Origin of the sequence: Neisseria sp. 23W00296 (assembly GCF_044772855.1) — a bacterium.
Lineage (GTDB): Bacteria > Pseudomonadota > Gammaproteobacteria > Burkholderiales > Neisseriaceae > Neisseria.
The window spans coordinates 2,322,605-2,347,319 of sequence record NZ_CP173024.1 but is presented as its reverse complement, the minus strand read 5'-3'; the positions used below and the strand labels follow the sequence as shown (position 1 = coordinate 2,347,319).

28 protein-coding genes are annotated in these 24,715 nt (G+C 57.0%); 17 read left to right on the top strand and 11 right to left on the bottom strand.

Annotated features, from left to right (window positions below):
• Positions 1-213: 213 nt before the first annotated feature.
• The 6 genes from murJ to ACG2K1_RS11825 form a co-directional block, all read right to left on the bottom strand.
• Entirely contained in the window at positions 214-1,752 is a 1,539-nt protein-coding gene (gene murJ, locus ACG2K1_RS11850; RefSeq protein ID WP_395429039.1) for a murein biosynthesis integral membrane protein MurJ, read from the bottom strand.
• Between the two features lie 169 nt (positions 1,753-1,921).
• Entirely contained in the window at positions 1,922-2,548 is a 627-nt protein-coding gene (gene nadD / locus ACG2K1_RS11845; protein ID WP_009426357.1) for a nicotinate-nucleotide adenylyltransferase, read from the bottom strand.
• Positions 2,545-3,126: a carbonic anhydrase gene (locus tag ACG2K1_RS11840; RefSeq protein WP_009426358.1), complete on the bottom strand. Its 582-nt coding sequence runs from the start codon at positions 3,124-3,126 to the stop codon at positions 2,545-2,547. The genes nadD and ACG2K1_RS11840 overlap by 4 nt, the downstream gene beginning before the upstream one ends.
• Before the next feature lie 74 nt (positions 3,127-3,200).
• Entirely contained in the window at positions 3,201-3,692 is a 492-nt protein-coding gene (gene hpaC, locus ACG2K1_RS11835) for a 4-hydroxyphenylacetate 3-monooxygenase, reductase component (RefSeq protein WP_009426359.1), read from the bottom strand.
• Positions 3,693-3,951: 259 nt separating this feature from the next.
• Positions 3,952-4,413: a homoprotocatechuate degradation operon regulator HpaR gene (gene hpaR, locus ACG2K1_RS11830; protein ID WP_009426360.1), complete on the bottom strand. Its 462-nt coding sequence runs from the start codon at positions 4,411-4,413 to the stop codon at positions 3,952-3,954.
• 139 nt (positions 4,414-4,552) lie between these two features.
• Entirely contained in the window at positions 4,553-5,218 is a 666-nt protein-coding gene (locus ACG2K1_RS11825) for a histidine phosphatase family protein (RefSeq protein WP_009426361.1), read from the bottom strand.
• Between the two features lie 124 nt (positions 5,219-5,342).
• Here ACG2K1_RS11825 and ACG2K1_RS11820 point away from each other — a divergent pair, with 124 nt between their 5' ends.
• The 16 genes from ACG2K1_RS11820 to ACG2K1_RS11745 all read left to right on the top strand — a co-directional run bounded on the left by ACG2K1_RS11820 (position 5,343) and on the right by ACG2K1_RS11745 (position 19,492).
• Positions 5,343-6,200: a ParB/RepB/Spo0J family partition protein gene (locus ACG2K1_RS11820; RefSeq protein ID WP_009426362.1), complete on the top strand. Its 858-nt coding sequence runs from the start codon at positions 5,343-5,345 to the stop codon at positions 6,198-6,200.
• Between the two features lie 291 nt (positions 6,201-6,491).
• On the top strand, positions 6,492-6,851 hold the full coding sequence (locus tag ACG2K1_RS11815; protein WP_009426364.1) for an ATP synthase subunit I: 360 nt from the start codon (positions 6,492-6,494) through the stop codon (positions 6,849-6,851).
• Positions 6,835-7,707, top strand: coding sequence for a F0F1 ATP synthase subunit A (atpB, locus tag ACG2K1_RS11810; protein WP_395429040.1), 873 nt, complete (start codon positions 6,835-6,837; stop codon positions 7,705-7,707). The genes ACG2K1_RS11815 and atpB overlap by 17 nt, the downstream gene beginning before the upstream one ends.
• Positions 7,708-7,791: 84 nt before the next feature.
• Positions 7,792-8,028, top strand: coding sequence for a F0F1 ATP synthase subunit C (gene atpE / locus ACG2K1_RS11805; RefSeq protein WP_009426366.1), 237 nt, complete (start codon positions 7,792-7,794; stop codon positions 8,026-8,028).
• Positions 8,029-8,104: 76 nt separating this feature from the next.
• Entirely contained in the window at positions 8,105-8,575 is a 471-nt protein-coding gene (locus ACG2K1_RS11800; protein ID WP_009426367.1) for a F0F1 ATP synthase subunit B, read from the top strand.
• Between the two features lie 3 nt (positions 8,576-8,578).
• Positions 8,579-9,127, top strand: coding sequence for a F0F1 ATP synthase subunit delta (locus tag ACG2K1_RS11795; protein WP_009426368.1), 549 nt, complete (start codon positions 8,579-8,581; stop codon positions 9,125-9,127).
• 10 nt (positions 9,128-9,137) lie between these two features.
• Complete coding sequence (gene atpA / locus ACG2K1_RS11790) at positions 9,138-10,685, top strand: F0F1 ATP synthase subunit alpha (RefSeq protein ID WP_009426369.1); 1,548 nt, start codon at positions 9,138-9,140, stop codon at positions 10,683-10,685.
• Positions 10,686-10,707: 22 nt separating this feature from the next.
• On the top strand, positions 10,708-11,586 hold the full coding sequence (gene atpG, locus ACG2K1_RS11785; protein WP_009426370.1) for a F0F1 ATP synthase subunit gamma: 879 nt from the start codon (positions 10,708-10,710) through the stop codon (positions 11,584-11,586).
• 35 nt (positions 11,587-11,621) lie between these two features.
• Positions 11,622-13,019: a F0F1 ATP synthase subunit beta gene (gene atpD / locus ACG2K1_RS11780; protein WP_036496196.1), complete on the top strand. Its 1,398-nt coding sequence runs from the start codon at positions 11,622-11,624 to the stop codon at positions 13,017-13,019.
• 12 nt (positions 13,020-13,031) lie between these two features.
• On the top strand, positions 13,032-13,457 hold the full coding sequence (locus ACG2K1_RS11775; RefSeq protein ID WP_009426372.1) for a F0F1 ATP synthase subunit epsilon: 426 nt from the start codon (positions 13,032-13,034) through the stop codon (positions 13,455-13,457).
• A gap of 282 nt (positions 13,458-13,739) precedes the next feature.
• Positions 13,740-14,231 carry an META domain-containing protein gene (locus ACG2K1_RS11770; protein WP_395429041.1) on the top strand — a complete coding sequence of 164 codons (492 nt, stop codon included), beginning with the start codon at positions 13,740-13,742 and terminating at the stop codon, positions 14,229-14,231.
• A gap of 477 nt (positions 14,232-14,708) precedes the next feature.
• Positions 14,709-15,026, top strand: a complete 318-nt coding sequence (locus ACG2K1_RS11765) for a DUF4288 domain-containing protein (protein WP_009426375.1) — start codon at positions 14,709-14,711, stop codon at positions 15,024-15,026.
• Between the two features lie 280 nt (positions 15,027-15,306).
• Entirely contained in the window at positions 15,307-16,122 is an 816-nt protein-coding gene (prmC, locus tag ACG2K1_RS11760; protein ID WP_395429042.1) for a peptide chain release factor N(5)-glutamine methyltransferase, read from the top strand.
• 457 nt (positions 16,123-16,579) lie between these two features.
• Positions 16,580-16,987: a DUF5071 domain-containing protein gene (locus ACG2K1_RS11755; protein WP_395429043.1), complete on the top strand. Its 408-nt coding sequence runs from the start codon at positions 16,580-16,582 to the stop codon at positions 16,985-16,987.
• A gap of 232 nt (positions 16,988-17,219) precedes the next feature.
• Entirely contained in the window at positions 17,220-18,668 is a 1,449-nt protein-coding gene (locus ACG2K1_RS11750; RefSeq protein ID WP_395429044.1) for an oligopeptide:H+ symporter, read from the top strand.
• Between the two features lie 86 nt (positions 18,669-18,754).
• Positions 18,755-19,492: an rRNA pseudouridine synthase gene (locus ACG2K1_RS11745; RefSeq protein WP_051040436.1), complete on the top strand. Its 738-nt coding sequence runs from the start codon at positions 18,755-18,757 to the stop codon at positions 19,490-19,492.
• A gap of 79 nt (positions 19,493-19,571) precedes the next feature.
• Here the strand turns inward: ACG2K1_RS11745 and ACG2K1_RS11740 are convergent, their stop codons facing one another.
• Together ACG2K1_RS11740 and ribF are read right to left on the bottom strand one after the other, a co-directional pair.
• Positions 19,572-19,868: a hypothetical protein gene (locus ACG2K1_RS11740; protein ID WP_051040438.1), complete on the bottom strand. Its 297-nt coding sequence runs from the start codon at positions 19,866-19,868 to the stop codon at positions 19,572-19,574.
• A 97-nt stretch (positions 19,869-19,965) separates the two neighbouring features.
• Positions 19,966-20,895: a bifunctional riboflavin kinase/FAD synthetase gene (gene ribF, locus ACG2K1_RS11735; RefSeq protein ID WP_036496199.1), complete on the bottom strand. Its 930-nt coding sequence runs from the start codon at positions 20,893-20,895 to the stop codon at positions 19,966-19,968.
• A gap of 187 nt (positions 20,896-21,082) precedes the next feature.
• Between ribF and ACG2K1_RS11730 the strand changes: the two genes are divergently transcribed.
• Complete coding sequence (locus ACG2K1_RS11730; RefSeq protein ID WP_009426387.1) at positions 21,083-21,829, top strand: amino acid ABC transporter permease; 747 nt, start codon at positions 21,083-21,085, stop codon at positions 21,827-21,829.
• A gap of 128 nt (positions 21,830-21,957) precedes the next feature.
• On the opposite strand, the gene ACG2K1_RS11725 is transcribed toward ACG2K1_RS11730, so the two are convergent.
• The 3 genes from ACG2K1_RS11725 to lspA all read right to left on the bottom strand — a co-directional run bounded on the left by ACG2K1_RS11725 (position 21,958) and on the right by lspA (position 24,604).
• Positions 21,958-22,998 carry a zinc-dependent alcohol dehydrogenase family protein gene (locus ACG2K1_RS11725; RefSeq protein WP_009426388.1) on the bottom strand — a complete coding sequence of 347 codons (1,041 nt, stop codon included), beginning with the start codon at positions 22,996-22,998 and terminating at the stop codon, positions 21,958-21,960.
• Between the two features lie 161 nt (positions 22,999-23,159).
• Positions 23,160-24,104: a 4-hydroxy-3-methylbut-2-enyl diphosphate reductase gene (gene ispH / locus ACG2K1_RS11720; RefSeq protein WP_395429045.1), complete on the bottom strand. Its 945-nt coding sequence runs from the start codon at positions 24,102-24,104 to the stop codon at positions 23,160-23,162.
• Positions 24,101-24,604: a signal peptidase II gene (gene lspA, locus ACG2K1_RS11715; RefSeq protein ID WP_036496215.1), complete on the bottom strand. Its 504-nt coding sequence runs from the start codon at positions 24,602-24,604 to the stop codon at positions 24,101-24,103. The genes ispH and lspA overlap by 4 nt, the downstream gene beginning before the upstream one ends.
• Positions 24,605-24,715: the final 111 nt, after the last annotated feature.

Here is a 24,715-nt window from a genome sequence, read left to right as displayed (position 1 = left end):
CAAAAGGCCGTCTGAAAACCCGCAACAGGGTTTTCAGACGGCCTTTTTTGTCAGCGCGGACGTTTTCGTTCCGAATGGTGGACGTAGGCGGGAACGGCCTTATCGCACTCCTGCCGTCAACGCGGGTATCGGCTGTTTCCCACGGCATACGTCAGGCCGTCTGAAAACTCTGTTTCGGGTTTTCAGACGGCCTTTTGTCTTGTCCGCCGAGTATCAGTGTTCCGAGCGTTTGAAATGGTGCGGACGGAAGCCCAGGGCGGCGAGGGTGGTGAAGTAGAGGGTGATGCCCAAGAGCACCAGCCAGGCCAGTTGCAGGGCTTTTTGCCAGCCGCGTATGTTGATCCATTCCAAGCCGGTCAGCGCCTGCGCCGCCCACAGCCCCGCACCCATCACGGCCAGCGCGACGGCGAGTTTGGCAAGAAAGGTTTTCCAGCCCGCGTCGGGAAAATAAAGCCCTTTGACGCGCAGCAGGATATAGAGGAAGGCGGCGTTGAGGCAGGCGCCGAGGCCGACGGAAAGCGACAGGCCGACGTGTTTGAGCGGCACGATAAAGGTGAGGTTCATCAGCTGCGTCGCCATCAGGGTAACGACGGCCACTTTGACCGGCGTTTTGATGTTCTGCTGCGCGTAAAAGGCGGGGGCGAGCACTTTAATCATAATCTGGCCGATGACGCAGAAGGAGCAGGCGATCAGGGCGTTTTTTGTCATTATGGCATCGTGCGCGCTGAAACTCTGGCTGACGAACATCGTCGCAATCAGCGGGTAGGCAAGCATTGCCAGCCCGAGCGCGGCGGGGGCGGCGAGCAGGCAGCACAGGCGCAGCCCCCAGTCGAGCAGCTTGGAGAATTCGTGCGGGTTGCGGCCGCCGGCGTATTTCGACAGTGTGGGCAGCAGTATCGTGCCGAGCGCGACGCCGAGCACACCGGTGGGCAGTTCGGTGAGGCGGTCGGCGTAGTACATCCAGGAGATGCTGCCGCTTTGCAGGAAGGAGGCGAAGATGGTGTTGATTACTAAGGAAATCTGCGCGACGCTGGCAGCGAAAACGGCAGGCATCATTTGTTTGATAACGCGGTTGACGGCGGCGTTTTTGAAATCGAGTTTGGGCAGGTTGAGAAAACCCTGTTTGGCGAGCCACGGCAGTTGGAAGACGAGTTGCAGGATGCCGCCGACGAACACCGCCCAGGCCAGCGCGGTGATCGGCGGGTCGAAATAGGGCACGAAAAAGAGCGAGAAGGCGATGAAGGAGAGGTTGAGCAGGACGGGGGTGAAGGCGGGGATTTGGAATTTGTGGTAGGTGTTGAGTATCGAGCCGACGAAAGAGGACAGGGAAATCAGCAGGATGTAGGGAAACATAATCCGCAGAAGGTCGGTGGCGAGGGCGAATTTGTCGGGGTTTTTGGTAAAGCCCGTGGCGGTGGCGGTGATGATCCACGGCGCGGCCAGCACGCCGATTGCGGTGACGGCGGTGAGGGCGAAGGTGAGCATGCCGGCGATGTATTGCACGAATTCGCGCGTGGCTTCGGGCGATTTGGTCTGCTTGTATTCGGCCAGCACGGGCACGAAGGCTTGGGCGAATGCGCCTTCGGCGAAAATGCGCCGCAGCAGGTTGGGCAGTTTGAAGGCGGTGAAGAAGGCGTCGGCGGCGTCGCCCGAGCCGAAGACGCGGGCGATGATCATGTCGCGGATAAAGCCGAGGATGCGCGACAGCATGGTCATGCTGCCGAGTTTGCCGAGGATGGAGAGCAGGTTCATAAGGGTTCGGTTTGGACGGTGTGCCGTTTCAGACGGCCTGTGCGGCGAAAAGGGCGCAGTATAACAAAAGGCTGTCTGAAAGCCTGTCTGGCGTTGGGGCGGTTTTTCAGACGGCCTTTTTGTGCGTTTTACCGGTGCGTTGAGGCCGTCTGAAAGCCGTGGCGGTGATTCAGACGGCCTGCGGGTTTTCGGCGTACAGATTGTGGCGGCGGATGTAGGCGGCTACCTGCGGCGGGATGAGGCCGTCGGCGCTATGGCCGTTTTTCAGACGGCCTCTGATGTCGGTGGAGGAGATGTCGGACAGGGGGGCTTGCAGCAGGCGCAGGCTGCCGCGGCTCAGGGCGTATCCCGCCCAGTCGTGCAGTTCGGGCGGCAGGGCGGCTAGGCTGAAACCGCTGCGGGCGGCAACGGCAATGTTGGTTTGCCGCACGAGCGTTTGCCAGTTTTTCCAGGTGTGGAGGGCGGCGAGGCTGTCGGCGCCCATCAGCCACCAGAGTTCGGCGGCGGGATAATGCTGGCGGAAGATTTGCACGGTGTCGGCGGTGTAGGTCGCGCCGCCGCGCACGATGTCGAGGTCGGAGACGGCGAAACGCGGGTCGGCCGCAGCCGCCAGTTCGGTCATGGCGAGGCGGTAGGCGGCGGGGGTGCACGGGGCGCTTTTGTGGTAGGGGTCGCCCGCGGGCAGGAAGATGACGGTGTCGAGGCCGGTTTCGTCGGCAAAGGCGCGGGCGATGTGCAGGTGGCCGTTGTGGGGCGGGTCGAAGGTGCCGCCGAAGAGTCCGGTTTTGCCGCTCATGGCCGTCCGGCCTCTGTCTGGGCGTTGCCGTCGACGACAAGGGTGAGTTTGCCGGTGGTGGGGTGGATGACGAGGCCGTGGACGGTGACGGCGGCGGGCATGAGGGGATGGCGGCGGATGATGCCGACGGTGTGGCGGACGCTGTCTTCGACGTCGTCAAAGCCGGTGAGCCAGTTGTCGAGGTCGATGCCGGCATTGCGCAGGGTGTCGATGCGGTCGGCGGGAATGCCGTGTTCGGCGGTTTTTTCGAGGAAGCCGTCGGCACTCATGCCGCGCATGCCGCAGTCGTAGTGGGCGATGACCATGATTTCGCTGACACGCAGTTCGAAAACGGCTATCAGCAGGCTGCGCATGACCGAGCCCCAGGGATGGTTGACGAGGGCGCCGGCGTTTTTGATGAGTTTGGCGTCGCCGTTTTTCAGACCGAGGGCGCGGGGCAGGAGTTCGGACAGGCGGGTGTCCATGCAGGAGAGGATGGCCAGGCCGCGTTCGGGGTATTTGTTGCTGAAAAACCGGGCGTATTCGCCTGCTTCGACGAAGCTGCGGTTGAAGTCGAGGATTTCGTTGAGGGTGCCCATCGGGTGTCCTTTCGGCTGCGGGTTGGTGTGCGGTGGGTTGGTGGTTTCGGCTTCGCAGAAGCCGTAAGCCCGTTTCAGGGCAGGGCGGCGAAGTGGCGTCTGAAATAGACCAGCGCGGGGTCGGAGCCGCCGCGGACGGCGATTTCGTCGATTTCGATCATGAAAACGTGGTGTGTGCCGACTTCGTTTTGCGCGGCGACGCTGCCGTGCAGGTGCGCCAGTGCGCCTTCGATTTGCAGCTGGCCGCTGCGGCCTCTGTGCCAGATATGGTATTCGAAGCGCTCTTCAGGCGAGAGGGCGGTGAGGCCGGCGAAGTGTTCGGCGGCATCCTGCTGGTGTGCGGCGAGGACGTTGATGCAGACGGCGCGGTTTTCCAGAAGAACGGGAATGATGCCCGCCTGTTTGTTGATGCAGAGCATGACGGTAGGCGGCTCGTCGGTGACGGGGGCGACGGCGGTCATGGTGATGCCGTAGCGCCCGGCCGCGCCGTCGGTGGTGATGACGTGGACGCCGGCGGCGCAGACGGACATGGCGTCGCGGAAGGGAAGTTGCAGGGGATGCGGCATGGGATTCGGGTTTCGCGGCGGTGGTTTTGTTGGGTCGGCACCGTGTTCTAATTTCGTTGAAGCTGCGTTTTCAGACGGCCTCCGGCTGCGGATTGGCGGAAAAACCGTGTTTCGGAAACGCCGTTCCCGTGTTTATGCCCCGAAGGGGCAGGCGGGAGCGGTCTGCTATCGTTTGCCGCCGCGCCATAGGCAACGCGGCAGGCTGGTATTTTACCCGACACTGCCGCGTTGGCGGTATGCCCGCGAATGCGGGCGGGGGTTATTCTTCGTCTGCGTCTGCGCCGCCGTCTTTGCCGTCGGGGCGTTTGAGCGCGGCCAGTTCGCCCAGCAGGCTGTGAAGCTGGTTCATTTTCTCGCGGGTCATCCGCTGCTCGATTTCTTCGTAGCGTTTGTCAACCTGCGAACGCGTGTTTTCGTAGATTTCCATGCCGGCGGCGGTGAGCTTGAGGAAGACGCGGCGCTGGTCGTTGGAAGGTTTCATGCGGATCAGCAGGCCGCTCTGTTCGAGGCGGTTTAGGATACCGGTTAGGCTGGGACGCAGGATGCAGGCGGAGGAGGCCAGCTCCTGAAAATCCATAGTGCCGTTTTCCGCCAGCAGGCGGATGATGCGCCATTGCTGGTCGGTAATGCCCGCGCTGTGCAAAATCGGACGGAAATGCGAAAGCAGCATATCGCGTGCCTGTAACATGGCAATATTGATGGAGGTTCGCTTGTAGTCCATAAAACAGTCCTTTGTAACAGTGATTGTTATGAAGTGAATGTTTGTATTCTAACCGATAGTCCGAAATTAATCCATATTGCATAGACAGTGTGCCGCCGTTTTTACACTTCGCGATACAAAACGACACACTTTCTTGCGTTTACAACACTTCGCCGACCGATTCTATCCGCCACAGGCCGTCTGAAAAACGCAGGCGCGACAGCGAAAGGTTGGGCACGCTGCGGTATTCCGTTGCGGCAGGGTCGATGCTTTTCAGCACGGCGGTAATGGTCATGCCGTGCGCCACTGCCAGCACTCGGCGGCAGTTTTGCTCGGCAAGGGCGATTTGTTTCAGCGCGGCGGCGGTGCGGGCGGTAAAACGTTCGTGGTTTTCCGCCAGATGCAGAGGATCGGCCTGCGCCACGGCATCGAGCAGCATAAAACGATCCGCCCGACGGAAGGCCGTCTGAAACGCATCCGCGTCGGCAAAGCCGTTGCGCCCGGCCAGCAGGCGGTACAGCGTTTGCGCGTGTTCGCCTTCAAACCCGCCGAAACAGCATTCGCGCAAATCCGCCAGTTCGACAAGCGGCAAAGCCGCCTGCCCCGCGTGTTTGAGCAGCAGTCGCGCCGTTGCCGCGGCTCTCGGTGCCGTGCTGGAAAACGCCGCATCAAACTCTATGCCGCGCCGCGCCAGCTTTGCGCCGAAATCTGCCGCCGCCGTGCGGCCTTCTTCCGTGAGCGGCGAATCGCTCCACCCCTGCAGGCGGCCGAGCGTGTTGAACACGGTTTTGCCGTGGCGCACCAGATAAACTTCCAAATCCGTCACCCGTCCAAGTCGTTGAAAAACAGGGGCGGCATCATACACGAGGCAGGCCGTCTGAAAAAATAAAACTGCTTTCAGACGGCCTTTCCATTAAAATGGCGCACATTTTTTAAGCGAGGAAAGAGTTATGGCAAAACAACCGGGCGGACTCGGGCGCGGGCTCGATTCGCTGCTGTCGGGCAGCATCGAAGACGGACAGGGCGACCGCCTCACCGCCGTGCCGGTGGGCGACATCCGCCCCGGCCGCTACCAGCCGCGCGTGCAGATGGACGACGAGGCTCTGCACGAATTGGCCGAATCCATCAAGGCACAGGGCGTTATCCAGCCCGTTATCGTGCGCGAACACGGTCTGTCTCAATACGAGTTGATTGCGGGTGAGCGGCGCTGGCGGGCGGCGCAGATGGCCGGCTTGGCGGAAATCCCCGTCGTTGTCAAAAACATCAGCGACGAAACCGCGCTGGCCATGGGTTTGATTGAAAACCTGCAACGCGAAAACCTCAATCCGATAGAGGAAGCGCGCGGCCTGAAACGCCTGGCCGACGAGTTCAGCCTCACCCATGAAACCATCGCCAAAGCCGTCGGCAAAAGCCGCAGTGCCATTTCCAACAGCCTGCGCTTGCTCGCCCTGCCCGAACCGGTGCAGGACATGCTTTATCAGCGCCGTTTGGAAATGGGTCACGCCCGCGCCCTACTGACCCTGCCGGTAGTCGATCAGCTCGAATTGGCGCAGAAGGCCGTGAAAAACGGCTGGTCGGTGCGCGAAGTGGAACGGCGCAGCCAAATGGCGCACAGGCCGTCTGAAAATGCGGTGGCAAAAAACGTCCATCCCGATATCCGTCGGCTCAACGAAACGCTGACCGAAACGTTGGGCGTGAACGCCGAAGTTAAGAGCGGTAACGGCCGCAAAGGCAGAATCGTCCTCCATTTCGACACCCCCGAAACCTTAGACGCGCTGCTGCAGCGGCTTGGCGTGGAGTTCCGTTAGGCCGTCTGAAAGCAACAAACCTCAGCAAAACCGCGCGCCGCAGGCAGAAAATAAAGCAGAAGCAGCCTGCTGCGTCGGTTTCTCGCCAATTTTGTGTGGCGGCTTGTGATTTCGAAAAATTTTGTTAAGAATGGCGCCTGTGCACACAAAGGCCGTCTGAAAATTTACCCGTGATAATCTTCCGCTGTTTTTCAAACGGAATATTTCACGAAATTTAACCAATCGGCTTGACGGAAAACAGGGCATTTATTATAGTGCCGAAGCTTAATGTGACTCCCACTGTGTGCGCCGATGGCAAAAATTCTGTATCTGCAGTTTGCCGCTTTGTTGGCAGTTGCGCTGGTAAGCGGCTTGGCGGCAGGAATTTCGGCTGCGTGGTCTGCGGCAGCAGGCGGTGCGAGTTTCTTTTTCCCATCGGTTGTTACGGTGCTGTTCTTAAATCTTTTCCGCCGTGTGCCGCAATATGCGGGATATGCGTTTATCGTCGGAGAAGGTTTAAGAATAGTGCTGGCGTTGGTGATGATGGTTTCGATATTTGTCTTTTTCCGTCAAAGCCTGCGGTTTCTGCCGTTTCTTTTCGGTTTGTTGGCCGTCAGCCATGTGATTTTTTTTGTTTTTTGGAAAGCTGAATATTATGGCAAGCGCAAGTGAAACCATGACTGCGGCCGACTACATCAAACACCATTTGCAAAGTTTGACCAGTCTGTCGGATGTGACCAAAGGCCAGGGGCTGCAAAATATCGCTGACTTTTCTTATATCAATTTGGATGCGATATTTTTTGCTGTGGTGCTGGGTGCGCTGGGTTGTTTTCTGCTGCGCCGTGCAGCGGTAAATGCCACCGCCGGTGTTCCGAGTCGTTTTCAGGCTGCCGTCGAACTGCTTTACGAATTTGTCGACGATATGTGCAAAGGTATTATCCATAATGCCGAATCGCGCAAAGCCGTTGCTCCGCTCGGTCTGACGCTGTTTGTCTGGATTTTCCTGATGAACGCGATGGATTTGCTGCCGGTAGATTTGCTGCCGATTACCTGGCAGGGTGCAACAGGGGATCATCATGCATTGCTCCGTGTGGTGCCGACAGCCGATTTGAATACGTCCTTGGCCTTGGCCGTTGGTGTTTTGCTGGTGTGTATTTATTACAATATCAAAATCAAAGGTGGAAAAGGCTGGGTTCACGAATTGTTTACTGCTCCTTTCGGACCGCTCCTTTTCCCTGCAAACTTTTTATTGAATATTTTGGAATTTTTGTCCAAAACCGTTTCGCACGGTATGCGGTTGTTCGGTAATATGTATGCAGGCGAGCTGGTGTTCTTGTTGATTGCCTTGCTCGGTGGTGCTTGGGCTGCCTCAGGCAGCGTGACATTGATGGATCCGGTTCTGTTTCTGTTCCACATTGTTGCTGGTGCGGCATGGGCAATTTTCCATATTCTGATTATTACTTTGCAGGCATTTATCTTTATGGCTTTGGCATTCGTTTACATCGGCCAGGCTCATGATGCCCACTAAATTTTGTTGTTAGATAGCTGTTCTTTTGTTTTTTAAGTTGTTTAATGTGGTTTAACCTTTTGTTTTAATTTAAGGAGTTTTGAAATGGGTTTGATTGCTATCGCTTGTGGTTTGATCGTAGCACTGGGTGCGTTGGGTGCCTCTATCGGCATCGCTATGGTCGGTTCCAAATATCTGGAATCCTCTGCGCGCCAGCCTGAACTGATCGGTCCTCTGCAGACCAAACTGTTCCTGATTGCCGGTTTGATCGATGCGGCATTCCTGATTGGTGTAGCCATCGCGTTACTGTTCGCCTTCGTTAACCCGTTTGTACAAGGCTAATCCGCATACAGACTGTTCCGCAACGAATGCGGAATCAATGTTTGGTTGATTAACCCCAATACAAAGGTTAAGTAAAGTGAATTTAAATGCAACCTTATTTGCGCAATTAATTGTTTTTGGCATTTTGGTTTGGTTTACCATGAAATATGTGTGGCCACCTATTGCCAAAGCTCTTGATGAGCGCGCCGACAAAATTGCAGAAGGCTTGGCTGCTGCCGAGCGCGGAAAAAGCGATTTTGAACAGGCGGAAAAGAAAGTTGCAGAACTCTTGGCCGAAGGCCGCAGCCAGGTTGCCGAATTGGTAGCCAATGCGGAAAAACGGGCGGCTCAAATTGTGGAAGATGCGAAAAGCCAAGCTTCTGCAGAGGCCGCAAGAATTACAGCGCAGGCAAAAGCCGATGTCGAACAGGAAACCAATCGTGCGCGTGAAACTTTACGTGAGCAGGTTGCTGTTTTGGCTGTTAAAGGTGCCGAAGCGATCCTCCGCAGTGAAGTGAATGTTGCCAAGCATGCGGATCTGTTGAGTAACCTGAAACAGGAGCTGTAAATTATGGCTGAGTTCGCAACCATTGCCAGACCTTATGCGAAAGCATTGTTCGAGCTGGCAGATGAGAAACACCAAGTCGAGTCTTGGTTGGGCGGACTGAATGAGCTGGCATGGTCTGTGCAGCAGCCCAAAGTGGCGGCGCTGATTGAAGATGCCGGCAGCATCAGCGAATATAAGGCAAATATTTTGCTTGGTTTGCTTAGCGACGAACAGGTAGCAAAAAACGAAATATTCCGTAATTTTGTCAAAGTGATTGCGGAGGAAAAACGTTTTGTAGTTTTGCCTGAGATCTACACCCAATATCAAGATTTGGCTTTATCACGCAATAGCGTCAAGCAAGCGGTTGTCTTTAGTGCTTTTGATTTTGCCAGCGAAGGGCAAAAAGCCAAGATTGTTGCAGACTTGGAAAAGCATTTTAATACCCGTTTGGAAGCAGTCTTCAAAGTTGATCCCGAATTAATTGCCGGAGTCAAGGTAGAAGTGGGTGATCAGGTTTTGGATCTGTCCATGCAGGGAAAATTAAAAAAACTGTATGCGGCAATGATAAATTAGGAGAGTTTTCATGCAGCTTAATCCTGCTGAAATCAGTGATTTGCTAAAATCCAAAATTGAAAATTTGGATACCAAACAAGAACTGCGCACACGTGGTACGGTAATTTCTGTAACAGACGGCATTGTCCGCGTGCATGGTTTGTCGGATGTGATGCAAGGTGAAATGCTTGAGTTTCCCGGCAATACATTTGGTTTGGCAATGAACTTGGAGCGTGACTCGGTTGGTGCGGTAGTGCTTGGCGAGTATGAGCATATTAAAGAAGGCGATGAAGTCCGATGCACTGGTCGTATTTTGGAAGTTCCTATTGGCCGTGAATTGATCGGACGCGTAGTCAATGCGCTGGGTCAGCCTATTGATGGTAAAGGCCCTGTCAATACAGGTTTGTCTGCACCTATTGAAAAAATCGCTCCGGGCGTGATTGCCCGTCAGTCGGTTGACCAACCGATGCAAACCGGATTAAAAGCCATCGACTCGATGGTGCCTATTGGCAGAGGTCAGCGCGAACTGATTATTGGTGACCGCCAAACTGGTAAGACAGCAGTAGCATTGGATGCGATTGTCAATCAAAAAGGTACGGGTGTTATCTGTATTTATGTTGCAGTAGGACAAAAAGCTTCGTCTATTGCAAACGTGGTACGCAAACTTGAAGAGCATGGCGCAATGGAACATACCATTGTTGTTGCAGCAACTGCTTCTGAAGCAGCTGCACTGCAGTTTATTGCTCCGTATGCGGGCTGCACTATGGGTGAATTTTTCCGTGACCGCGGGGAAGATGCCCTGATTGTTTATGACGACTTGTCCAAACAAGCTGTTGCATACCGCCAGATTTCCCTACTGCTTCGTCGTCCTCCCGGTCGTGAGGCTTATCCTGGTGACGTTTTCTATCTTCACAGCCGTCTTTTGGAGCGTGCTGCCCGCATCAATGCCGATGAAGTGGAGAAACTGACTGAAGGCCAGGTAAAAGGTAAAACCGGCTCTCTTACAGCACTTCCGATTATTGAGACTCAGGCAGGAGACGTTTCCGCGTTCGTCCCGACAAATGTTATTTCGATTACAGACGGCCAAATTTTCTTGGAAACGGATTTGTTTAACTCCGGTATCCGTCCTGCGATTAATGCCGGTATTTCCGTATCACGCGTAGGTGGTGCGGCGCAGACTAAAGTGATTAAGAAGCTGGGTGGCGGTATCCGTTTGGCTTTGGCTCAATATCGCGAATTGGCTGCATTCTCACAGTTTGCGTCTGATTTGGACGAGGCTACGCGCAAGCAGTTGCAACATGGCGAAGTGGTAACTGAATTGATGAAGCAAAAGCAGTTCAGCACTTTGGATACGGCGGAAATGGCTCTGACTCTGTGGGCAATTAACAATGGGTCTTACAGTGATGTGCCGGTTTCCAAGGCATTGGCATTTGAAGCCGAGTTTTTGAATTTTATCCGTACTCAGAACCCCCAAACGCTGGAGCATATTAATGCGTCTGGAGCAATGTCCGATGAGGACGAGCAAGTTCTGACCAAAGCTATGGAATCCTTCAAAGTTTCTTACAACTACGCAGTGTAAGGCTGAATAAAAGGAGTCTGAAATGGCCGTAGGGAAAGAGATTCTTACCAAAATCCGTAGTGTTCAGAATACCCAAAAAATCACTAAAGCCATGCAGATGGTGTCCACTTCCAAAATGCGGAAGACGCAAGATAGAATGCGTCTTGCCCGTCCGTATGCGGATAAAGTGCGGTTGGTAATGGGGCATTTGGCACAAACACAAGAGAACCACAGCATCAAACTGTTAAGTGATCATCGTGAAATCCGTAGAGCGGGTTTTATTCTGATTACGACAGATAAAGGTTTGTGTGGCGGTTTAAATGCGAATGTGCTGAAAAAGTTTTTTGCTCAAGTTCAGCATTACCAAGAGCGCGGAATTGACGTTGATATCGTATGCATCGGCAGCAAAGGTTTGGCTGCTTGCCAGCGCATTGGTCTTAATGTGGTTGCCAGCGTAACCAATTTGGGTGATACGCCTAGGTTGGAATTGCTGGTCGGTGCATTGACTGAATTGTTCCGGCGTTACGAAAACAATGAAATCGATGTCATTCACATGGTTTATTCGTACTTTGTGAATACCATGCGACAGGAGCCTCGGATGGAGGTATTGCTGCCCATTGGCAAAAATACCTTGGTAGAGGCAAGCGGAGAAGCTAAGGGGTATAACTGGGATTACCGTTATGAGCCCAGCCCCGTCGCAGTGTTGGAGTATTTGGTTCGCCGCTATTTGGAATCTGTGGTTTATCAGGCGTTAAGTGACAATATGGCATCCGAACAGGCTGCACGTATGGTGGCAATGAAAGCAGCTACCGATAATGCGGGTAATGCCATTAAAGAATTGCGGTTGGTTTATAACAAATCCCGCCAAGCCGCAATTACCACAGAATTGTCAGAAATTGTTGCGGGTGCGGCAGCCGTATAGTGTTGCAGGCCTGTACTGTAAATTAGGACATGATAATGAGCCAAGGCAAAATCGTACAAATCATCGGTGCGGTGGTAGACGTGGAATTTCCGCGTGATGCCATCCCGCATGTTTATGATGCTTTGAAATTGGTTGAAAACGGACTGACATTGGAAGTCCAGCAGCTGTTGGGCGACGGTGTCGTCCGAACCATCGCTATGGGCAGTTCAGACGGCCTGAAACGCGGTATGGAAGTACACAATACCGGAGCACCGATTACCGTACCTGTCGGTAAAGAAACGTTGGGCAGGATTATGGATGTTTTGGGTAATCCTGTTGATGAGGCCGGCCCGGTAAACGCAGCCCATACCCGCGCAATCCACCAAGAAGCGCCCAAATTTGACGAACTCTCTTCCACTACCGAATTGCTGGAAACCGGGATTAAAGTGATCGACTTGCTTTGTCCGTTTGCTAAAGGCGGTAAAGTAGGCTTGTTCGGCGGTGCCGGTGTAGGCAAAACCGTGAACATGATGGAATTGATCAACAACATCGCAAAAGCGCACAGCGGTTTGTCCGTGTTTGCCGGCGTAGGTGAGCGTACTCGTGAAGGTAACGATTTCTACCACGAGATGAAAGATTCCAACGTATTGGACAAAGTGGCCATGGTTTACGGCCAGATGAACGAGCCTCCCGGCAACCGTCTGCGTGTAGCCCTGACCGGTCTGACTATGGCCGAATACTTCCGCGATGAGAAAGACGAAAACGGTAAAGGCCGCGACGTATTGTTCTTTGTCGATAATATTTACCGCTACACTTTGGCCGGTACCGAAGTATCCGCGCTGCTGGGTCGTATGCCGTCTGCAGTGGGCTACCAGCCGACGCTGGCGGAAGAAATGGGTCGTCTGCAGGAGCGCATTACCTCCACTCAAACCGGTTCGATTACCTCTATCCAAGCCGTATATGTACCTGCGGACGACTTGACTGACCCGTCTCCCGCAACCACATTTGCCCACTTGGATGCTACCGTTGTATTGAGCCGCGATATCGCCTCTTTGGGTATTTACCCTGCGGTTGACCCGCTGGATTCGACTTCCCGCCAGCTTGACCCGATGGTATTGGGTCAGGAACACTACGACGTAGCACGCGGCGTACAGTCTACCTTGCAGAAATACAAAGAGTTGCGCGATATTATTGCCATCTTGGGTATGGATGAATTGTCTGACGAAGACAAATTGACTGTGATGCGCGCACGTAAAATCCAGCGCTTCCTGTCCCAACCTTTCCATGTGGCAGAAGTGTTTACCGGTTCTCCCGGCAAATACGTTTCGCTACGCGACACCATCGCAGGCTTTAAAGCCATTCTGAACGGCGAATACGACCACCTGCCCGAACAAGCGTTCTACATGGTGGGCGGGATCGAAGAAGCCGCTGAGAAAGCGAAAACCTTAAGCTGATAGGAGAGCGGCATGAGTGTCATGCAAGTTGAAGTGGTAAGTAACGAATACAACATCTATTCGGGCGAGGCTGCCTTTGCGGTAGTGCCGACCGTGCAAGGTGAGCTCGGTATTTACCCGCGACACGAGCCGATTATGAGTTTGGTACGTCCGGGAGCACTGCGTCTGCAAGTGCCCGGACAGAGCGAAGAAGTATTGGTTGCCGTTTCCGGCGGCGTGCTCGAAGTGCAGCCCGACAAGCTGACCGTATTGGCCGACGTGGCCGTGCGCAGCAGCGAAATGGATCAGGCGCGTGCGGAGGAAGCGAAAAAAGCCGCAGAGAGCAACATCGCCAAAGCAACCGACGACGAATCTTTGGCTAAAGCACACGCCGCATTGGCTGCGGCGATTGCCGAACTCAAAACGCTGGAATATATCCGCTCACAAAAACACAAATAAATCCTTCGGGATTTGGATAACAAAAGCACGGCATGTCCGTGCTTTTGTTTGATTGCAGTATGCCGACATAAATATAGTGAGTAAAATAAAAAAGAAACAAAACGGTAAACTGCAGACAGCAAGCCAGTTTTCTTGGTATTTCCACATGCAGTAGAAACCGCCTTCTTCAAGCTAGGATGCAGCAGCACAATATTTTTGTGTTGATTCACCATGTCGGGCAGGCGGACAGCCCGCATCTTGTCCGAACCGGCCTAAAAGGCCGTCTGAAAAAAGGGAAAACATATGAAAGCAGTAATTTGTCTGGCCACCGCCCTGCTTTTGGAAGGCTGCGTCGCACATCCCGCCGACAGCAGCGCATTGGCCGGAAAATGGAAAGTGGAAAAAGTCGATGGCACACCGTTCGGCGGACAAGCCGAGTTATTGTTTGACACCGAACGCAACGTGCTCTCCAGTTATGCGGGCTGCAACCGCATGAACACCCGCTACACATCGGCAGGCGCAGGCCGTCTGAATTTCGGCTATACCGCTTCCACACGCATGGCCTGCGGCGAAGAGCAGGCCGAAGCCGAAAGCCGCATCAGCCGTACTTTTACCCAAATCGAAACCTTCCGCATCGGCCGCCGCAGCCTGCTGCTTGAAGACGGCCGAGGTGCAGTGCTGTTACAGGCGGTCAGAGCCGGCAGCGCGGATGCCGAAGCCGCAGAGAAGCCGTCTGAAAATAACCGCAGCCACTCCGCCCAGGCAGACAAAAGCAGCATCCATATCAGGCATTAAAACGCCAATGCGTTTTAACTCCGTTGAAGTTTCGCTTTCAGAAACGGCATCCCCGCGTAGGCGGGGACGGTCTTATCCAATGGACATAGAGCCCCATATTTTGCGCTGCGTTGACTGTTTTGGCCGTGCCGTTCCGAGGGAAAAGCCGTTGCAAAATCGCAGGCCGTCGTGTCATAAAGCGTATTTGAAATGATGCATCGGCATAATTTGGGTGCAAAACGCGGCAGATGCGAAGGTCTGACAACCCGTTGCTAAGCGTATGTCTGGTCTGCTCGCCGTTGTTTTGTCCTGCACCAATCGGCAGCCATATCTGAAAACATAAGTGCTATGGCAAAACAGGCCAAGCGGCGAAAGGGTCTCCTGCGATTATCGCGTTATCCCTGATGCCGCTCATTCGACGGGTAAACCGATTCACGAAACCGCCCGCCCTACCGCTGTGGTAACGGATCTAAATGACGTCCCGCACAGAGGAACATAATGGAAAAATATTTCTGCGTCGGCCTTCTGTACTGCTCCATCCGTAACGGCATGCCGGCAGACGACGATTGGTTTGAAGAATCGCTCGTCCTTATCCGCGCCCTTGATAGCGAAACCGCCAAACAAGCCGCCGCCGCGTATGCCGCAGAGCGGGAAACCGCCTACCGTTCGATGTCGGACGACTCCGTGCGTTGGCATTGGTTGGGGATAACGGGAGTGTTTGATGTCTGCGATTCCGTATCCACGCCTGAAGGCCGCGCCGAAGTTTTTTCGCGCATGCTGAAACGGCACGAAATTCCTGCTGTCGTTATGCCGTAACGACCCGGCGCAATCACGAATAGGCCGCTGAACGCAAAGCTTCAATGAAGTTAAAACCCCGCAATACGGTTTTGCCCACCCAGAAGCAGCGTACATATTCCCGTGCATTACAAATTTCCGCATATGATGCTCAGCTTGTCGAAACGCGTGTACGGCTGCGTCATATACCTCACCTTACCCGCCGCATTTGCGTTATCTGCATTTTGTTCTGCGATACCGCCTTTCAGAAACGCCATTCCCGCACGGTTTTGGCGGGAACGGCCTCACCACGGCAAACCCCATGACTCTCGAAGACTACCTGCGCCAAACCGCACTGCCGAAAAACGAAGCCCGCCTGCTTGCCCAGGCCGCCACGGGCTACACTCGCGCCCAACTCCTCACCTGCGACCGTGAGCCCCTGCCGCCCGACACCGCCGCCGCCCTCGCCGCTCTCGAACAACGCCGTCTGAACGGCGAACCCGTCGCCTACATTTTGGGCGAGCGCGAATTCTACGGCCGCCCCTTCGCCGTCTCCCCCGCCACCCTTATCCCCCGCCCCGAAACCGAACACCTTGTCGAAGCCGCCCTCACGCACCTGCCACCCGACGGCCGCGCATGGGACATCGGCACCGGCAGCGGCATCATCGCCGTTACCCTCGCCTGCGAACGCCCCGACGCACACATCACCGCCACCGACATCAGCCCCGCCGCCCTCGCCGTCGCCGAGCAAAACGCCGCCGCCCACCGCGCCCGCATCCGCTTCGCCTGCGGCTCGTGGTTCGACGCATTGCCCGCCGACCTGCAAACCTCCTTCCACCTTATCGTTTCCAACCCGCCCTACATTGAAAAAAACGACCCCCACCTGCAACAGGGCGACCTGCGCTTCGAGCCGCCAACCGCCCTCACCGACTTTTCAGACGGCCTCTCCTGCATCCGCATCCTCGCGCAGGGCGCGCCCGCGAGACTGGCCGACGGCGGGCGGCTGATTGTCGAACACGGTTACGACCAGGGCGAGGCCGCCCGAGAAATCTTCGCCGCCGCCGGCCTGCGCCACATCGAAACCCTGCCCGACCTCGCCGGACACGAGCGCGTCACCATCGGGCAAAAGGCCGTCTGAAAGCCACCGCACGCTTCCCAATACCCGCAGGCAAAGGCCGTCTGAAAAGGTTTCAGACGGCCTGATAAACCGTTCGCAATCTCCGCCACGACCGTCGGCGGCAAGCACAGTTCGCACGGAAAACGCCGATGTCTGGCAATCGGGCGGGTACGGATGCCCGTGCGGCTTCTGCGCCGCCTGCCGACCATCTGCCGCCAAACCGAAAGGCCGTCTGAAACGTTCAGACGGCCTGACAGACTGTTCGGCATTTCCGGCGCGGCTGCCTTGCGAAACCGGGCAGAGTTCCGCCGTTGCCCGCGTCTTGCCCCTTTTCGCGCCCGCGCAGAGATTCCGAACAGGCTTAGGCAACATCCCGATGTCTTGCGCCGTTCCGCCCGCTTGCCGCAAGGCCGTCTGAAAGCTGCCCAAACGGGTTTCAGACGACCTCCGTCTGTTCCACCGCAAGGAAAATCCGACCATGACCGACCGAAGCCCCCTCCTGCCGCAGGACAAATTCGACCTAGCCGCCGCCGAACGGATTGCCGCCGCGTCTGCCGCCGCCCTTATCCCGCTACTGCCGCAGCTGCTCGAATGGCTGCAAGACCCGGACTGGCCGCTGACCGCGCCGCTGGCTGCCGCCCTGCGGCCGCACCAATCGCTGTTAGACGAAGCCGCGGCGGCTGTTCTGCGCGGAGACGACGGGGCTTGGAAGCTGAGCCTTCTGCTTTATCTGGCCGACCGCCATACCGCAGGCGCAAGCCTGCGCGAAATCCGCCGCATCGCCGCCCGACCGACGGCGGCCGAGCGCGAATGGGGCGCGGACAAAGCCGCCGCGGGCGCGTTGCGCCGCATTGAGGCTGTTCCCGCCAAAACTGTGCGGGAATGACGTTTCTGAAAAGGACGTGATGCGGTTCCCCTGCCGCATTGAGGCCGTCTGAAAGCTTGCCGCCGTGTGTTACGGCTTGGTTTTCAGACGGCCTTTGCCCTTTGCCGAAGGCTTGGCGGTATTTGCGCCGCGCTGCTTTTTCTTTGCGTTTTTTGACAAAACCGCGCCATTGGGTTAAAACAGCGCCTTCCGCCGGATTTCGGGCGGGCATTATGACAACGGAGGAGAAACCATGCCGCAAACCGGTACGCAGAAAACTTTTTTCGGACACCCCGTCCAATTGTCGACGCTGTTCCACATCGAATTGTGGGAGCGTTTTTCGTTTTACGGCCTGCAAGGCATTCTGATGCTTTATCTGTATTACGAAACGTCGCGCGGCGGGCTGGGGGTGGACAAGTCGCTGGCGGGCAGCATCGTCGGCGCATACGGCGGCAGCGTCTATCTGGCGACGGTGTTCGGCGGTTGGATGGCCGACCGTTTGTGGGGCGCGGAAAAGACGCTGTTTGTGTCGGGCGTGGTGGTGATGTTCGGCCATCTGACGCTGGCGCTTGTGCCGGGGCTGGCGGGGCTGCTGTGCGGGCTGGTGCTGATTGCGCTGGGCAGCGGCGGGGTGAAGGCGTCGGCCAATTCGATGGTCGGCTCGCTGTATGAGGATGAAAAACTGCGGCCACTGCGCGACGCGGGTTTTTCGATTTTCTATATTTCCATCAATATCGGCGGCTTTTTCGGACCGCTGGTGACGGGCGTGCTGCAAACCAAAGCGGGTTTCCACTACGGCTTCGGCGCGGCGGCGGTGGGCATGGCATTCGGGCTGTGGCGCTACTGGCTCGGCCGCAAAAACCTGCCGCACACGCCCGCGCCCTATCCGTTGCCGCAGGGGCAGGGCAGGGTGGCGGCGGCCGTGGCGGCGGGCATTGCCGCCGCGCTGGCGGCGCTGGTGTATTCGGGCTGGCTGACGCTGGAAAATTTCCCCGAGCGGCTGCTCGCCTGCGTGGTGGCCGTGGTGGCCGCGTATTTTGTCCGCCTGCTGGCCAGTCCGCACACGGGGGCGGAAAACAAGCGCCACATCATTGCCTATATTCCGCTGTTTCTCGCGATTTGCCTGTTTTGGGCGGTGTGGTTTCAGGTGTATACGGTGGCGACGGTGTATTTTGACGAAACGGTCGACCGCACTATCGGCGGGTTTACCGTGCCGGTGTCGTGGAAGGATTCGATGCAGAGCATGTGGGTGGTGCTGTTTTCCGGCGTGATGGCGGCGATGTGGACGAAAATGGGCGCGCGCCAGCCGAAAACGCCGCTGAAATTCGCCCTGTCGCTGCTGATTACCGGCGCGGCCTATCTCTCTTTCGTGCCCTTCGTGTCTTCGGGCACGCCGATGCCGATGGTGCTGTTTGCGCTGGTGTTGCTGGCGATTACCGTGGGCGAATTGCTGCTCTCGCCGATTTCCCTGTCTTTCGCCACCAAAATCGCGCCACCGATGTTCAAAACGCAGATGGTGGCGCTGAACTTCCTCGCCCTTTCCATCGGTTTTACGCTGGGCGGGCTGCTGTTTGACAAATTCCACCACGAAGGCGCGGACACCGGTTTCTATTGGCTGCTGTTTGCCATCGGCGCGGTGTCGGGCGGCGCGCTGCTGCTGCTTGCGCCGCTGCTCAACCGCCTGCTCAAAGGCGCGGACTGAGCCGCCTCCGTTTTGCCTTTTCAGACGGCCTGACGCAGCGTTGAGGCCGTCTGAAAACGTTTCCACCGATTATCCTGAGGAAAATGATGAGTACAGGAGAACCCGTCCGCCTGTCCAAACGCATGGCCGAACTCGGCCTGTGTTCACGGCGCGAAGCCGACGGCTACATCGAACGCGGCTGGGTGAAAGTGAACGGTGCGGCGGCGGTGCTGGGACAGAAAGTCACCGCCGCCGACCGCATCGATCTCGCCAAAGAGGCGCACGAAGCGCAGGCGCAGCGCGTCACCATCCTGCTCAACAAGCCCGTGGGCTATGTCAGCGGCCAGCCCGAAAAAGGCTACCGCGCCGCCGCCGAGCTGATTACGCCGGAAAACCACTGGGAGGGCGACACCTGCCGCATCGCTTTCAATCCCGCCCACCTGCGCGGCCTCGCCCCCGCCGGCCGCCTCGACATCGATTCCGTCGGCCTGCTGGTGCTCACGCAGGACGGCCGCACCGCCAAAAGCCTGATCGGCGACAACAGCGGCACGGAAAAAGAATACCTCGTGCGCGTGAAAGGCCGTCTGAACGAACAAGGCCTCGCCCTGCTCAACCACGGCCTCGGCCTCGACGGCGAAAGGCTGCGTCCGGCCAAAGTGGAATGGCAAAACGAAGACCAGCTGCGCTTCGTGTTGAAGCAGGGCAAAAAGCGCCAGATCCGCCGCATGTGCGAACTCGTCGGCCTGCGCGTTGTCGGCCTCAAACGCATCCGCATCGGCCGCGTCAAACTCGGTGCACTGCCGCCGGGCAAATGGCGCTATCTGCATCCGGGCGAGCGTTTTTAAAACCGCCGCACCGCCTGCGCGTGCAAACCAAGAGGCCGTCTGAAAGTTTCAGACGGCCTCTTGGTGACGGGTTTGCCAATCAGGGCTGTTGCATCGCGCCTGCCGCTCCCGCCGCGCTGAGCACGAATACGATCAGCAGGATATAGAGAACGAAGGCAATGGCAACAAAAATCAGCCAGGCTTTGCAGAAATTGGCTTTGTTCGGATTTGTGGTGCTGCTGAAGCCCCACACTAGCGCCATAATCAGGTTGACGATGGGAATGGCCAGCACGATGCTGGTTACGATCCATTCGCCGATGCCGATAACGGGCGCCTGCTGTTGGTAGCCGTATTGCTGCTGCTGTTGGTTCAACAAGGGATTGGAAGGTTGGTTCACGGTTAACGCTCCTTTAAAGTCAGGGTCATACAGTTTGCAAAAATTAACGCGATTATACCCGGATGCGTTATTTCGTGCCATTTGCCGGCGGCATTTTTCAGACGGCCTGCCGGTTTTTCGCGGCGGCTATGTCGGCGGCAATCTGGCGGCGCAGCGCTTCGATGTCGGAAAACTTTTCTTCGTCGCGCAGCTTGTGCAGGAAGCGGACAAACAGGCGTTCGCCGTATAGGTTTCCCTGAAAATCAAACAGATGCACTTCCAGCTTCTGCCCGCCGCTGCCGCCGCTGACGGTGGGGTTGTAGCCGAAGCTCGCCACGCCGCGCAGCCTGCCGAACGCGCCTGCGGCTTCGACGACGAACACGCCCGACAGGGCGTAGCGGTGCGGCGGCAGATGGATGTTGGCGGTGGGGCTGCCCAGCGTGCGGCCGAGTTTGCGCCCGTGTTTGACGCGGCCGCTGAGCACATAGCCGTGGCCGAGTATGGCTTCCGCTTCTTTCAGACGGCCTTCCTGCAAGGCCAGGCGCACGGCGGTGCTGCTGGCGCGGCCGCCCGCAACCAGTATGCTCGGCGTGCGCTCGGTGGCGAAATCCGCCTGCGCCTGCAACAGGGAGAAATCCCCCGACCTGCCGCGGCCGAAACGGAAATCGTCGCCCACCAGCAGATAGCGCGTGTCAAGTTCGCGCCGCAGCACGGTGTCGATAAAGCCTTCGGCGGGCATTTGCGAGAAAGCGCGGTTGAAGCGCAGCACGCGCACGGCATCGACGCAGCCGCTCTCGCGCAGCAGGCGCAGCTTGTCGCGCAGCGGCGTGAGGCGCGGCGGCGGTTCTTTGCCTGCAAGGCGGGCGAAAAACTCGGCGGGCTGCGGCTCGAACAGCACAACGGTGCTGCGCAGGCCGCGCGCGGCGGCTTCGGTTTTCAGCCTTTGCAGGATGTGCAGATGGCCGAGGTGGACGCCGTCGAAATTGCCGATGGTGACGGCGGAAGGAGCGGGTTCAGACGGCAGGCGGCCGCCCGGAAAAATGTTCATGTGGTGCAAGGCGGGTGGAAAAAAGCGGCCATTGTAAACGGATTCGCACAGCGTTTACAGTCTGCCCCGCTTGCCCCGCCGCGGGTAAAAAACGCAATTAAATCTTTCGGATTGTGTTTTTTCTTGTAAAATGCGCGGTTTTTCGCGGCGGGTAAATCCGCCCGCCCTTTCACTTTCGGACCGTTTTATGAGTTTCCGTTTCGACATCATTTATGAATACCGCGAAATGTTCCTGACCGGAGCATTGACCACTTTGGGGCTGACCTTCGTCGCCACCCTCGGCGGTTCGCTGCTCGGCCTGTTCGGCGCGCTGGCGCGGATTATCCGTTTTGAAAAAGGCGGCGCGCCGCTCAAAGCGCTGGCCTGGCTGCTGCGCAATCTGTCGGCGCTTTATGTGACGGTGTTCCGCGGCACGCCGCTGTTTGTGCAGATTTTCATCTGGTATTTCGTCTGGCTGGCGGCGCTCATCCATCCCAACGGCGGCTGGCTGGTAGACGGTCAGGCCGCCGTCGAGCTGCGCCGCAGCTACGGTGCGGTGATTGCCGGCGTGCTGGCGCTGACGGCCAACTCGGGCGCCTACATCACCGAGATTTTCCGCGCGGGCATCCAGTCCATCGACAAAGGCCAGATGGAAGCCGCCCGCTCGCTGGGCATGACCTACCCGCAGGCAATGCGCTTCGTTATCCTGCCGCAGGCCGTGCGCCGCATGCTGCCGCCGCTTGCCAACGAATTCATCACGCTGCTCAAAGACAGCTCGCTGCTGTCGGCCATCGCTGTGGCCGAACTGGCCTATGTCCAACGCACCATCTCCGGCCGCTACTCGATTTACGAAGAGCCGCTCTACACCATCGCGCTGATTTATCTGGCGATGACTTTGTGTCTGAGCTGGCTGTTCTCGTGGCTGGAAAAACGCTACAGCCTGCAACGGCACTGAGGCTTTGCACATTCGGAGGCCGTCTGAAAACATCCGCAGGGTGTTTCAGACGGCCTCTTGCATGGTGAAACGGATGGCTTCGGCAACAAAAAAGGGCGGAATTTCCGCCCTTGTGTTTTACCCGCTTGTCAGCCGTTGATAAGCACCACTTTCATCGCCTGATTCTCCGAAGCGTGTTTGAACACATCGTAGGCTTTTTCCAACTCGGAGAGCTTGAAGCGGTGGGTCAGCATTTTGGTGTAGTCCACCGAGCTGGTGGCTACTGCTTTGAGCAGCATTTCGGTGGTGTTGCTGTTTACCAGGCCGGTGGTGATGGCCAGGTTTTTGATCCACAGTTTTTCCAGTTTGAAATCGACGGGCTTGCCGTGTACGCCGACCACGGCGATGTGGCCGCCCGCTTTGGCAACGTCCTGACACATATCCCAGGTGGCGGGAATGCCGACGGCTTCGATGGCGCAGTCCACGCCGTCTGCGCCGACAATTTCGAACACCTGTTTTGCCACGTCGCCCGAAGCGGGGTTGACGGTGTGGGTCGCGCCCAGTTCTTTGGCCAGTTTCAGGCGGTTTTCGTCCATATCGCAGACGATGATGGTGGCGGGGCTGTAGAGCTGGGCGGTGAGAAGCGCGGACATGCCGACGGGGCCGGCGCCGGCAATAAATACGGTGTCGCCCGGTTTTACGTCGCCGCTCTGCACGCCGATTTCGTGGGCGGTGGGCAGGATGTCGGACAAGAGCAGGGCGATTTCGTCGTTGACGTTTGCCGGCAGCAGAATCAGGCTGTTGTCGGCATAGGGCGTGCGCACATATTCGGCCTGCGTGCCGTCGATCATATAGCCGAGTATCCAGCCGCCGTTGCGGCAGTGGGAATAGAGCTGGGTTTTGCAGTAGTCGCAGGTGCAGCATTTGCTGACGCAGGAAATGATGACTTTGTCGCCGACTTTGATGTTTTTCACCGCCGAACCGACTTCTTCGACGATGCCCACGCCTTCATGCCCTAAGATGCGGCCGTCGGCCACTTCGGGGTTTTTGCCTTTCCAAATCCCCAAGTCGGTGCCGCAAATCGTGGTTTTGACGATTTTCACCACCGCATCGGTGGGATCGATGATCTGCGGTTTGGGTTTGTCTTCCAAACGGATGTCGTTGGCGCCGTGGTAAACCATTGCTTTCATAATGCTTCCTTTCAGGACAGAGGGTGGACAAACGAAAAACACCATTTATTCGGTTTATAGGCCGATTGATAATATCTGTCAAATTATTTAATTATTTGTTATGGTGTAACAAAAGGCCGTCTGAAAACCTTTTCAGACGGCCTTTGTTTATGTTGCGGCGTTTATTTCTTCTCGCCGCGCAACTCTTTGGGCAGCACGAACACGATGCTCTCCTCCGCGCCATCGCCCTCGCGCAGAGTGTCGTGTCCCCAGGCTTTGAGCGTGGCCAGCACTTCCTGCACCAGCACTTCGGGTGCGGACGCACCTGCGGTAACGCCGACCTGTTTTTTGCCCTCGAACCACTCGCGGCGCAGATAGGAGGCGTTGTCCACCATATACGCATCCACGCCGCGCTGGGCGGCCACTTCGCGCAGGCGGTTGCTGTTCGACGAATTGGGCGAGCCGACGACAATCACGATGTCGCATTCCGCCGCCAGCTGCTTCACCGCTTCCTGACGGTTGGTGGTGGCGTAGCAGATGTCGTCCTTCGGCGGGCTTTTGATATTGGGGAAACGCGCTTTGAGGGCGGCGATGATGTCCTTCGTTTCGTCCACCGACAGCGTGGTCTGGCTGACGTGCGACAGGCGGTCGGGGTCGGCCACTTCGAGTTTTGCCACGTCTTCCACCGTCTGCACCAGCAGCATCGCGCCTTCGGGCAGCTGCCCCATCGTGCCTTCCACTTCGGGATGCCCCGCATGGCCGATCATAATAATCTGATAGCCCTGCGTATCCAGCCGCGACACTTCCTTGTGCACCTTCGTCACCAGCGGGCAGGTGGCGTCGAACACACGGAAACCCCGCGCCGCCGCTTCGTCCTGCACCGCTTTGGACACGCCGTGCGCCGAATAAATCAGCGTCGCCCCTTCGGGCACGTCGGCCAAGTCTTCGATAAACACCGCGCCTTTTTCGCGCAGATTGTCCACCACGAATTTGTTGTGCACGACTTCGTGGCGCACATAAATCGGCGCGCCGAACTCTTCCAGCGCGCGCTCGACGATGCTGATCGCCCGATCCACGCCCGCACAGAAGCCGCGCGGATTGGCCAGCATAATGGTTTTGCCGCTCATGCCGCATCCTTTTCAGACGGCCTGCCGTGTTTTTTCTGCTTAAAGCCGTCGATTACCATCAGCACCGCGCCGACACAGATAAAGCTGTCGGCCACATTGAAGGCGGGATAAGACCACGTTTCGCCGTAAAACAAGAGAAAATCCACCACCTTGCCGTGGACGAAACGGTCGATCACATTACCCAGCGCGCCGCCGACCACCATTGCCGCGCCCCAGCTGCCCCAAGCGCCGAATTCGCCTTTTTTCACCGCGCGCACCAGCCACGCGCACACCACGGCCGCCAGCGCGACGAAAAAATATTTCTGCCAGCCGCCCGCTGCCGCGAGAAAGCTGAACGCCGAGCCGGTGTTGTACACCAGCGTCAGGTCGAAAAAATGCGGGATAACGGGCAGGCGTTCGTAGTCGGCGAAACGCGCCAGCACCGCGTATTTTGTGATTTGGTCGAGCACGATGGCCGCCGCAGAGAGCAGCCAGTAGCGCAGAGTGGATTGTGTTGCCATATTTCCGATTCCGCGGCCGCCCGTTTTCAGACGGCCTGTTGTAAACAAGGGCGGCATTTTACCCGATATGCGCGGCGCGGTTTCCGTTTTGTGGGCGGCGGCCGTTTGGCA